Genomic DNA, 12,387 nt, shown 5'->3' with positions numbered 1-12,387 from the left:
AAGAATATGAGCATGAGAAGGAGTTTTTTAGTTTGTGGGATAGCCACTATTGCACTTGCCTTGAGTGGATGTTCCCGCTATTTTGAAGTGGATACCAACGATATCTTGCTAGATAAAGATTATGTAAAGGAATCGAACGAGCTGTATTCCGGCTATATGGGGGTAGCGTCGAAGATGCAGGCTTTGGCCGATCAAACCGTGTTCCTTAGTGATTTAAGAACGGATTTGTTGGAACCCACAGTGAATGCACCGCAAGATCTTTGGGATTTATATAATTTCAAAGAAAAACCGGGTAATAGCTTCGCCAATCCAAGACCTTACTACGATTTGATTGTCAATGCAAACGCCTACCTGAATAAGATTATCTCGTATAGGAAAGAACGCCCCACAGCCGTAGAAGAGGCACATTATCAAGCGTTGATCTCGGGCGCTATACGTTTTAAAGTGTGGACGTATCTGACATTGGGCAAGTTGTATGGACAGGTAGCCTACTTCGACGATCCCGATCTGAATCTGGACAAAATCGGTGAAATTCCAGTAATCGGTTTCGATGAGTTGATCCCAAAGCTTATCGCCTTGATGGAAAGCGGCGTGGATGGTGTAAACGGTCTATACGAAACCAATTGGGGAAATATATTGTATCCTGGTATACCCGCCAACCAACAAGATTTGGTGTGGAATATGATATGCCCGTCGCCGACCCCTCTCCGTATGGAATTGTACCTCTGGAATAAAGAATACGAGAAAGTCGTGTCTATCGGCATACCGTTTATTTCAGACGGGGGTGGTAAAAGATATAAAATTAGCAATGAGGATTGGAATGGCGAGTGGATACAGGCATTTACAAGAGATCCTATTACACGGACACGTGTATTGATTAATATCGTACCTTATGATTTTGAAAGAAATCAGACCAATCGTCTCATTCGCTTTTTCTCCAATGAGGAACCGTCGGTTTATTATTTAAAACCAACAGAGGTAGCTATGCAACGATACGAATCCCAGCTACGATACGATGGTCATGCCCGCGGAGATCGGTATCGGGGTGTAGATTATACGTATTATTTCCAAAATGGCCAATGGGTCATCCGTAAATTTTCCAGAGATCGAGAGAGTGCTTCCGAGATCCATAAAAACAATGTTCATATTGCTATTTATCGAGATTCCGATGTTCATTTCTTTTTGATCGAAGCGTTGAATAATTTAGGGCGGTTTGGACCAGCAGAGGCACTGCTCAATGACGGCGTGGAGCTTTATTTGTCACGCAATGCGGGGAATCTCGAAAAACCTTTTGACGATCCTATCATCAATTCGCATTTCGCAATTAACCTGGGAATCCGCAGAAGGGTCAGTCTGGCGCCGGTTTATCCGCAAGGTTTATCGAAAGGCGATTTAGATACCGACGAAAAGAAACAAGCTTACATGAAGGCATTGGACAAATTAGTGGCTGAAGAAACCTTGATGGAAAGTGCCGGTGAAGCAAAAGCTTATTTTGCACTGATGCGTATTGCCAAGCGATGGAACGATCCATCGATCTTAGCGGATGTCGTCTCTGCGAAATATCCGGACGGACAAAAAGAACAGGTCAAGGGGGATCTGATGAATGAAAAAAACTGGTTTGTAAAGTATGAGTTAGAATAAATTGTTATTTTTTATTATAAAACCCTTTAAAACAAAAATGTATGAAAAAGCTTCTTTTTAGTGTCCTGTTTTTATGGATTTGTACCTCAGCCTTCGGGCAGAGCATCAGTTGGGATTTCCTCGCGTCAAAGCCTGGAGTAACGTTTGTTGATGATACAAAGTTAACTTACGAAAGTGCGGATGGTGTGTTAAAGATCGAATATGAGCTAGTAAGCAGCAATGGCGATAATATTTTGTATTATGATATACAGCTTTCCCCCTTACCTGGTGATCCTATAACAGAACTCAATTATTATGGGTATAGTGAGGGCTCTATACACGGACCAATAGTAATAACTTGGTTTTGGGATGAGTACAATGGAGATCCATTATCTGGAAGCGTAATCCTCGATCAAGGTGATCCGGAGGATTTATGTCTTGCTGTTGAGGTTATTACATCTTCGAATACACGTAATTTTCTAGGTTTTTTTGCCACCTACTATCCAAATTAGAACACTGTATAACAAGGTGAGGGGTGTCGATTAGGAACCCTTGTTTAGCGGAACAGTGAAAGAGGGTGTCTCCTACATTTGCTTGGAACAAATATAGGAGACACCCTCTATTCTTTTAACTTTAATACATTTTTTTCGGCGAACCCACATCTGAAAAACAACAAGCAGGCGAGTCTGCATTATTACAGCTTTTTGGAGATCAAATCCATATCACCAAGCATCAATTAGGAGAAACCAATAATAGCAAAGTGCTTAAACTAGATAACGATAAAAAAGTCAAATCAGAAAAACCATGTTAAATTATATTACAATGAGAACGAGTTTAATCCTATCACTATTGTTGAGTTTATCATCAACTTTTTTGCTGGCACAGCAAAATACAGCGGACTTTATCAGCAACAACTACATCCAAAGTAATAATCTGTTGAATACAGTATCTGCACTTAGCAGTTATCGGGATTCGAAAAATCTTCCTTCTTATGCCCAAACGCGCATTAGCGAAAAATCAGCTTATTATAAAATATCTTATCAACCTTCTGGCGCTAGTACGACGATATGGGGTTTAGTAAACGTACGATGTCTGAATAATGGGGGACAGCAATCAACTATTGAAGAAATTCTAGATGCTTATTATGTTACGTTAATTGCAGATGATAACGAAGATAATTATACGAAGGAGATTATGAAAAATCCGTCGGTACATGGGGCTTTTTTCTTTAGCAAAGAACGAAATCGTATATATATATATGTCATTTCCCAACCTAATCAGGACTTTGTTTCCGCCACGATCGAAATCAACGGCTTGACCGTGGATCAGAAAAAAGCGTTGGCTCGGGAATTTATCAATAAGACTGTGTTTCAGTAACATGAAAAGTTTTCTGCTTTCATTTTATTGCCATTTCGCATTCTATAAATGGCAAAATGCATCTAAGCTTTACAGTTAGGAATTAAAGTGCATACTGGACGTGTCGGACTGGTCAAAGTAGATATTCTGCACTAAGCCATCCTACTATTTTTCCGGGAAGTGTCAATTTTTAAATGGATTCTGTCAATTTTTAAAAGTCAAAAACATAACTCTATTCTACTTTTGACATTGTTAAATAACATCTGCAATTGTTTTAGCGAGAATTTGTAGCTAATCACCGCCAATATATAAACGTCAGAGAACTGCATTTTTAAGGCGGCATATGCGGATGTTAAGTTTAAGTGCTAATTATAATTATATGCCAGTAACAATGTCAAAATGGAACGTAATTCGAAACGGCGATCTTAAAAGGTTGTTTGTTTTACTATTTTTTTGTGGGATGGTGTCTACCGGTTGGGCACAGGAATTTTCCCTGTCGGGTAGAGTCACCGACGCCAATAACAAGCCGATAAACGGAGCTAGTGTGCAGGTTAAAGGAAAAAGTGTAAGTACGTTAACAGGTGAAGATGGTACGTTTTCACTCTCGCTAACAGTCGGTGATGTGTTGGAGGTAAGTTATGTGGGATATATACCCGAAGAGATGACGGTAACTAATCGAAATCCGGTTACCGTCCTGTTAACGACGGCAAATAATGATCTCGACGAAGTCGTGGTTATCGGTTATGGAACAGCGCGAAAAAGAGATCTAACCGGAGCTGTCGGTTCTGTCAAAGGAGATGACATCCGCCAAGTTCCGGTTACGACGGCCGCGCAGGCACTGACAGGTAAAGTCGCCGGTGTAAATGTCGTCACGCAGAGTGGCGCGCCCGGAGCGGATGTCAACATCACGGTACGTGGTGGAACGTCCATTACGGGCTCAACTGCACCGTTGTATGTAGTGGACGGATTTGTGATGGAAGATGCCTTAATGAAAATTGATGCCAATGATATTGAAAACATTGATATCCTAAAAGACGCTTCGGCAACAGCAATCTATGGCGCTCGTGGAGCAAATGGGGTCGTATTGATTACCACGAAATCAGCAAAATCCGGTCGTACTTCCGTAGATTATAACGCCTATATGAGTGTCGAGCGGTTGAGCCAAAAGTTGGATTTACTCGGGATAGAAGAATATGTGAAATACCAGTACGAATATCAGACATTGGCAGGTAGGCAGGCTAATTTCGCAAATATGTATGGAGGAGATGTGGACGCACCAGACTTTGCATCGGGTGCTTATAGTCGGATTCATAACGATTATGGTTCGCGAGCGGGTATTGACTGGCAGGAAGAGGTCTTTGGAGGGAATGGAATACTTCAAAATCATAATGTCAATATTTCTGGAGGAAATGAGAAAACAAAACTGATGCTCTCCTATAATAATACCAATCAGGATGGTATATTGGCGAAATCCGGGTTTCGCAGAAACAGCATTCGCGCGAAAGTAGATCACCAATTGTTTGAGGGGGTAAATGTAGATTTTAATTCGTTATTCCAGGATGCCAATAGGCAAGGAGGGGGCTCTTTGGGAGGCATGTTAAAGATGTCTGCCCTGCAACCTGTTACCGGAGGTGTCCGTTATACAGACGAAGAAATGTTATATACCGATATTGGTGAGGATTTGCAAGCGATTGATTCCCAGTATGATATTTTCAATCCGATTATCATGAACGATGCACGGAATCAAGAACGGGCCTCACGGCTGGCAAATGTAAATGTGGGATTGACAGCTAGATTCTTAGATAATTTCACGTTCCGTACGCAAGGTTCCTACCAATGGGGCCAAACACGTAATGATTTTTGGGACGACGGGAGAACAATGAATGCCCGTAACAATCGTGGGCCTTATGGCTCTATAGACAATGCAGAGGGGTTTGAATGGCAATGGACGAATACCCTGTCGTGGATGAAAGATATGGACAAGCATCACCTTAATCTGATGGTTGGTCATGAAGTACGCTACGAAGAAAGCCAAGGTCTCAAGCACGAATATTTTGAATTTCCTCCCAGTAATTTTGGTTTGAAAGATGTCAGCTTAGCGGGTAGAACAGAACGTGGAGAATCAAAAGCTAATCGTTATGGAATCGTTTCAGGTTTCTTCCGCGGAATATACAATTACGACGACCGCTATTTATTGACAGCAACTGTCCGGGCAGATGGGGTATCGACCTTTAGACAGGGTAATAAATGGGGCGCATTCCCTTCCGCGTCCGCTGCCTGGAATATCCATAATGAAAGTTTTATGGAAGATAACGGGATTTTTGACCAGTTGAAATTGCGTTTCGGATATGGTACAACAGGGAATGATAAAATAGGAAGTACCCGCTATGCAACATTGTATGGATCGACGGTGGTAGCGGTTAACAATACGACTGTAATTGGGGTGAGACCAAGTAACGTATTGGGTAATCCGGATTTAGTCTGGGAAAAAACACAAACCGCAAATTTGGCATTGGACCTTGCCTTTTTAAATAACCGCATCAACCTAACGGCCGATTTCTATAACAATGAGTCGAAGAATCTGCTGTTAGAAGCTGATATTCCAACTTCTACCGGATACAGTAAACAGTATCAGAATATTGCTACTTTGCGAAATCGTGGGGTAGAATTGTCGTTGAATAGTTTGAATATACGTAACGATAACTTTCAGTGGAAGTCTGCCTTTAATATAACGTTCAATCGTTCGAGGGTAGGACGTCTTTTTGGCAGCGCCGGCAATGAGTACATGATAACAAGTTATGATTCCCGGGTTAATTTCTATACGCAAGTCGGCGGACCGGTGAGTACATTCTACGGGTACAAATACGACGGTGTGTATACAACCGACGATTTCGTTCAAAACGGCGATGGCACGTACACATTAAAAGATGGAGTCGCCTCGTTAAAAGGAAAAAATCGTTCGTCCATAAAACCAGGTGACGTCAAATATCTGCCTGTCACCGGTCAAACAGATGAAAACGGCAACCCCGTTTGGTCGCCCGACGATCGTACAGAACTGGGCAATCCGGAACCCAAGTTTTTCGGGGGGGTCAATAACGAATTTATATATAAGGGTTTTGACCTGAGTGTCTTCCTAAATTTTGCCTATGGCAACAAAGTGTTCAATATGAATACGCAACGGTTTATGGGACCTTATCTGCCGAATCAAAATTCTTTGGGAAACATGGCTGACCGTTTCACGTTAATAGACCCAATCACGGGCTTGGAAACGACAGACTTAGATCGACTGGCGGCATTAAATCCTAATCAACACGATGCAAATCAGGTGTGGAGTTTAAATTCCGGTAACAATATTGCCATTTCGGATCCTTTGGATTATTATTTGGAAGATGCGTCCTTTTTGCGTATAAACAATATCACATTAGGTTATACGCTACCGGGAGAGGTTTCTAAAAAAGCATTCATTCAACGGTTGAGATTCTATGTTACCCTAAATAATGTGCACACCTTTACGAAGTATTCGGGATATGACCCAGAGGTTTCGGCTACAGACGCCATTCTAACACGTGGCGTGGATAATTCTGCCTATCCGCGCATAAAAAGTTTTGTAGCCGGAATTAATTTAACGTTTTAAAGCATAGTATCATGAAGAGAAATATATATATCGTTATTGCAGGACTTCTATTAGGTACAACATCCTGTAAAGACTTTTTAGAGCTGCCATCAGAAAAGGATTTCGATAGTTCCACGATATTCGAAGATGTTGGAAAAGTGGAGATGGCTGTACTAGGCGCTTATACAAGCACGTTTAATGCTGAACTGTTCTATCAGTTTGGAATGGGAACCGATGAATGCTTTTCCACCGAGGGAGAAACCAATTCAAAGAATCAAGTATCTAACTATGTATATAATCCAGCGACAAGTCCTACCTCTACTTATACCGCTATGTACGCTGGTGTCGAACAAGCGAATGTACTGATTAGAAATATCCCCTTAATCACGAATATTGATGAAGCTCAGGAGGAAAAACGAAACATGCTGCTGGGAGAAGCCTATGCGATTCGGGCAGCGAATATGCTCCATGTGGTTCGTTATTTTGGCGATGTACCTTATCCAACCATTCCGGTGGTGGAAATGCCGGATTTCTCCTCTTCACGTGTGAGCCGGGATACCATATTCGATGGATGTATACGTGATCTACAGCAGGCGATCGAACTTTTGCCCTGGAAAAGCGAATCAGGGATGCCCGTCGAACGGATATCCAAAAATACGGCTTATGGCCTGTTGGCACGTACCGCATTATATGCTGCCGGATACTCGCTACGCTGGAATTTGGACAGTTATGCTCCAGGAAGTGTAGAATTGGCACAGCGAGCAGATAAACAGCGTATTGCAGAACTATATACGATAGCTCGCGATGCCTGTAAAGCCGTGGTAGAACGTGGTGAAAACGATTTGATAGATTATGAAACGATTTTTAGGGATTTAGTCAACGGAAAATATAACGTAGAATCTATGTTTGAATATGGACAGAAAGGGGCTGATCGTAATGAAGTACGTCTGGGATATACGAATGGGATATTTGCACATACCGCTTCTTTTTATGGTAAATCACAACCTGCAATGGCCGCATTGCCTGTCTATTATTTTGAGTTTGAAGAGGGCGATAGCCGACGGGACGTCACGATTGCTAATTATGCACTGGCAGGGGACAGCACGCACCAAATGAATACCTATGCTAACCATACCATCGGTAAGTTTCGCGTAAATTGGAAGGCAGATGCAGGTGTTTCGGCAGCGCAGCGGGATATTAACTGGATCCACCTGCGGTATGCAGATATACTATTGATGTATGCGGAGGCGGAAAACGAATTGAATAACGGGCCTACGGCTGTGGCAAAAGAAATGTATGAAAAAGTGCGGTTGCGCGCATTCAAAAACGACCGTTCAAAGATCGGAGAAACACCAGGAACGTATGCCGATTTTAGAAACGCCATTATCCAGGAACGTAAATTGGAACTTGGTTTTGAGGGTTGGCGAAAAACGGATCTTATCCGTTGGGGGATATTGTACGAGAAACTAACCGAAACAAAACAGGAAATCCTGGATTTAGCAAACCATACCGGAAAGTATACGGATGCTGCCCGTTATAGAGCGTATAAGATCACAGATGCGAAGACATTTAACGATCCAACCGTTGCTTTAGATTTTATACCCTTTACGGATGAACCTACTCCAGCTGAAAGAACAGAACTGGAAAGACAGGGATATACTGTTTTGGATATGTATGGAAGCACTGCAGCTTTCTTCAACAATAAGTTTACGGCAAATGAGGTGTGGGTAAGAAATATTTACCGTGGTTTGGAGAAAAACAAAGTCGAACTGTTCCCTTTAAGTACATCCACCATAGATAACAATCCGGGACTTCGGGGTCAACAACATCCGCTATATTAGCATGAAGAGTTTAAATAACATATTCGTATGGTAAAGAAAAAAATAACAATTCCGGTTTTTGTGCTCCTCTTAAGCTTTGTGAGCTTCTATACCAAAGCCCAGACACCAACACAAAAACTATATGTTCAATTTGCTGAATCTGAAATGAAACGATTTCCAGAAGCTTGGCAGATTGACCACGGTAAACGTCTGTATTTCGGATATGGACAAGGACTCGGCTGTTTAGCGATGCTGAAGATGTGGGAGAAGACCGGCGATCATAAATATTTCGACTATGTCGAAGCTTGGGCGGATACGATCATCAACGAATACGGAAGTATCCATCTGTACAAACGGGATACGTATAATCTCGATTATATCAATCCGGGTAAAATCCTGTTTACATTGTATGAAAAGACTGGAAAAGAAAAATATAAACAGGCTATCGAAAATTTGATGGCACAGTTAAAAGTGCATCCCCCTACATTGGAAGGAGCGTATTGGCATAAATTAATTTATCCGCACCAAATTTGGTTGGATGGTGTGTATATGGCAGATCCGTTTATTGCGGCATATGGACAGTTCACACAAGACAGCAGCTATTACGATGATGTGATCAATCATATTTTGATAGCTGCTAAACATACTTATGATAAGAAGACGGGACTTTATTTCCATGCTTGGGACGAAAGTAAAAAGCAACAATGGGCTAACGAAATAACCGGACAATCGCCTAATTTTTGGGGGCGTAGCATAGGCTGGTGGTTTATGGCGCTGGTTGATGTGCTCGATTTTATTCCGACAGATTATCCGAAGAGAGACGAAATTGTGGCGATCATCAATGGACTAGCGGAGACATTGCCTAAGTATCAGGATGACGAAGGCTTATGGTGGCAAGTGCTGGATAAAATTGGTGAAGAGAAAAATTATCAGGAGGCTTCTGTAAACGCTATGTTCATGTACAGCTTCGCCAAGGCGGCCAATAAAGGGTATATCGCCGATTCCTATAAAGCAGTAGCCGAAAAGACATTAACAGGCATTCAAAAAAAACTCTTGAGGAACGAATCCGATGGCACCCTCACGCTCATACAATGTAATGCCGTTGCAGGCTTAGGTGGGCACCCTTATCGCGATGGCAGTTATGATTATTATGTAAACGAACGCATCCGGGAGAATGATGCCAAGGCAACCGGTCCGTTTATCATGGGATTATTGGAATTAAATCGATAATTAGCTTCGCACAGGACAGCGCATGATGCGCTAACAAAACTATAAACCATGACGAAAATGACAGGAGAAATAGGAGGGTATTCAAGGAGGGATTTTATGAAGTCAGGCTTTTTTTTATTATCAGGTGTCCTGGTTACGCCATCTCTTTTAGCGTTTAATGGGGCAGAAAATGCGCCCGCTTTTACCCTAAAACCTATAGGCCGATCGCTTATTTTAGAAGACTACTACATTTGGTGTTCTTCCCCCATTTGGGATGACGACGGGAAAGTACATCTTTTTTATTCCCGTTGGAAGAAAGAAAAAGGAATGAGTGGCTGGATTCGAGGTTCGGAAATTGCCTATGCGGTGGCCGATCGTCCCGATGCTCCCTTTACGGATCATGGCGTTGTGCTGCGTCCGAGGGAAGGATATTGGGACAGCACAACCTGTCATAACCCGCTCATTCAGAAAGTGGGAGATACTTATTACCTGTTTTATATGGGTAATTCGAATGGAAAAACCGATACCAAGCGCATCGGTATCGCTACTGCAAAAAGTCTGGATGGACCTTGGGAAAGGCCGGATAACCCCGCGTTAATGCCAGGAGCAGAAGGTGTATGGGACGACCATTGTACGACAAACCCTGCTTTCGTAGAAGGCCATGACGGCAAATATTGGTTGTTTTATAAATCATGGAATACCGCTGAATACCAGCGTGCCTCAGGCGCGGTTCGTGGAAATCGGAAATATGGCTTGGCGAAGGCCGATCATCCACAAGGGCCGTATGTAAAAGTTTCGGATAACCCTGTTATCGACTTTTCAGATCGTCCGAATAATGCACAACTGGAAGATGCCTTTGTATGGAAGGAAAGAGGAGTCTATTATATGATTGCCCGAGATATGGGGTTCTATAACCACGAGTATGGGTTATTATTGTCTTCTACGGATGGCATTCGTTGGTCTGAGCCACAGATTTCCTATCTCGATATGAAAAGCTATGTGCAGGAGAGTGATCCGCCGGCGCATCTCAAACGATTTGGACGTCTAGAACGGCCTATGCTCCTGCTCGACAAAGACTTGGGGACACCGCGTTATCTGTTCGGTGCGACGCAAGGTGGACCGGCTGAAACATCGACCACTTTTGTCTTCGAGATCGTATCCTATAAACTGCCATAACCTGTCCGCAAATAGCGTAATAAACACTATTTGATCAGTTTTTAGATGTATTGTACCAATTTTTAAACGTGTAACAGGGCCATACGACTTATTTTTGACCGTGTTGAAAAACACGACTATTCACTTATAAACAGTTATTCGATATGAAGAATAATCCTTTTTTTAGACAAACGTTAACCTTGGTGCTGCTTGCAGGACTAGGGACTTCGGGCTGTAGCAAAGCAGAACTGATAGAAGAACGTATCTATACAAAACCAAGTGAGGGACCCTTTCCGGACTATGGAGAGGTGGTTGCGTTTCCGGGAGCTGAAGGTTTTGGACGTTATGCAACTGGAGGCCGTGGCGGCGATGTGTATCGTGTCACCACACTCGAGGATAGCGGTGAGGGATCATTGCGGGACGCCGTCAGTCAATCCGGTAGAATTATCGTGTTTGATGTAGCGGGTGTTATAAACTTGAAAAGCGCCTTGGTGCTCAGTTCTGACCTCACCATACTTGGACAAACTGCACCAGGCGACGGTGTTGTCCTCTATGGTGATCGCATATCTGCATCGGGAGCTACCAACGTCATCTGCCGCTATATTCGGGTACGTATGGGCAAAAATGGGCCTGATGGTAAGGATGCTATGGGGATAGCATCCGGCGAAAATATGATTTTTGATCATATATCAGCAACTTGGGGACGCGACGAGAACTTTTCCATCAACAGCAATACGGCACGAAATATCACCATACAGAACTCCTTTATTGGACAGGGGCTGCAAAACCACTCCTGCGGAGGGCTTATGCAAACGACAGAGGAAAACGGGATAACATTGTTCCGAAATCTGTATATTGATAATAAAACGCGTAATCCGAAAGTAAAAGGCTTAAACCAGTTTGTTAATAATGTGGTATACAACTGGGGCAATGGCACGGCCTATGATATGGGAGGAGGTTCGGAAGGACTTTCGTTGACCACTATCGAAGATAATTATTTTGTCAAAGGACCTGTCGTGAATTGGCAGGACGTCAGATTGGAAGATGGCACGATTGAATTGCAATTGGTGCCCGTAAATCCCGCCCGGCCATTTACAGGTGGGAATGAAAATTTTAGCGCGTTCTTTACCGGGAACTTCTATGACCATGATAAGGATGGAACGCTCAACGGCGTGGAAATCAAACCCGCAACCAATTGGGAAGAATATTGCTCCGGTAATCCAATATTTCTTTCGTCCAGACCGGATGTATTCCCTGCCATTGCAACACAGACCAATGCCGAGGAGGCCTACGCTTGGATTGTAGAGAATGGAGGAGCCAGCTTGCCGGCGCGTGATCAAGTAGACAGTTACTTGATCGAAGAACTGACGTCGCTGGGGAAGAAAGGTACGATCATTCAAAACGAGCGAGACACCCGACAATTTCCGTTGGGAGGTGTAGGCGAAATCAAGACAGGCGAGAAGCTGATGGACAGTGACGGGGACGGAATGCCGGATGATTTTGAAGAGAAATATGGCTTGGATAAAAACGATCCGACGGATGCCGCCAAGCTCGCCAGTAACGGCTATATGAATATTGAAAACTACGCATTTTCTATTGGTGCCATTAAATAAA

8 protein-coding genes are annotated in these 12,387 nt (G+C 43.0%); all 8 read left to right on the top strand.

All coding sequences use genetic code 11. The features are described 5' to 3' along the window. Positions 1–6 precede the first annotated feature (6 nt). The 8 genes from H8B21_RS02725 to H8B21_RS02690 all read left to right on the top strand — a co-directional run bounded on the left by H8B21_RS02725 (position 7) and on the right by H8B21_RS02690 (position 12,386). A complete protein-coding gene (locus H8B21_RS02725) occupies positions 7–1,641 on the top strand; it encodes a RagB/SusD family protein (protein WP_223814791.1) in 1,635 nt (544 codons plus the stop codon). A gap of 41 nt (positions 1,642–1,682) precedes the next feature. Continuing rightward, positions 1,683–2,132, top strand: coding sequence for a hypothetical protein (locus H8B21_RS02720; RefSeq protein ID WP_190312242.1), 450 nt, complete (start codon positions 1,683–1,685; stop codon positions 2,130–2,132). Positions 2,133–2,442: 310 nt separating this feature from the next. Next, on the top strand, positions 2,443–2,997 hold the full coding sequence (locus H8B21_RS02715) for a hypothetical protein (protein ID WP_190312241.1): 555 nt from the start codon (positions 2,443–2,445) through the stop codon (positions 2,995–2,997). 370 nt (positions 2,998–3,367) lie between these two features. After that, positions 3,368–6,610, top strand: coding sequence for a SusC/RagA family TonB-linked outer membrane protein (locus H8B21_RS02710; RefSeq protein ID WP_190312240.1), 3,243 nt, complete (start codon positions 3,368–3,370; stop codon positions 6,608–6,610). An 11-nt stretch (positions 6,611–6,621) separates the two neighbouring features. Then, positions 6,622–8,430: a RagB/SusD family nutrient uptake outer membrane protein gene (locus tag H8B21_RS02705; protein ID WP_190312239.1), complete on the top strand. Its 1,809-nt coding sequence runs from the start codon at positions 6,622–6,624 to the stop codon at positions 8,428–8,430. Between the two features lie 27 nt (positions 8,431–8,457). Next, positions 8,458–9,639 carry a glycoside hydrolase family 88/105 protein gene (locus H8B21_RS02700; protein ID WP_190312238.1) on the top strand — a complete coding sequence of 394 codons (1,182 nt, stop codon included), beginning with the start codon at positions 8,458–8,460 and terminating at the stop codon, positions 9,637–9,639. Positions 9,640–9,687: 48 nt separating this feature from the next. Next, positions 9,688–10,794: a glycoside hydrolase family protein gene (locus H8B21_RS02695; RefSeq protein WP_223814790.1), complete on the top strand. Its 1,107-nt coding sequence runs from the start codon at positions 9,688–9,690 to the stop codon at positions 10,792–10,794. A gap of 143 nt (positions 10,795–10,937) precedes the next feature. Next, on the top strand, positions 10,938–12,386 hold the full coding sequence (locus tag H8B21_RS02690; protein ID WP_190312237.1) for a pectate lyase family protein: 1,449 nt from the start codon (positions 10,938–10,940) through the stop codon (positions 12,384–12,386). The last annotated feature ends 1 nt before the right edge of the window (position 12,387 follow it).

This window comes from Sphingobacterium chuzhouense (assembly GCF_014692525.1).
In the GTDB taxonomy this organism is placed as follows: Bacteria; Bacteroidota; Bacteroidia; order Sphingobacteriales; family Sphingobacteriaceae; genus Sphingobacterium; species Sphingobacterium chuzhouense.
The sequence above is the reverse complement of the archived record's forward strand: the minus strand, read 5'-3'. Positions and strand labels throughout refer to the sequence as shown.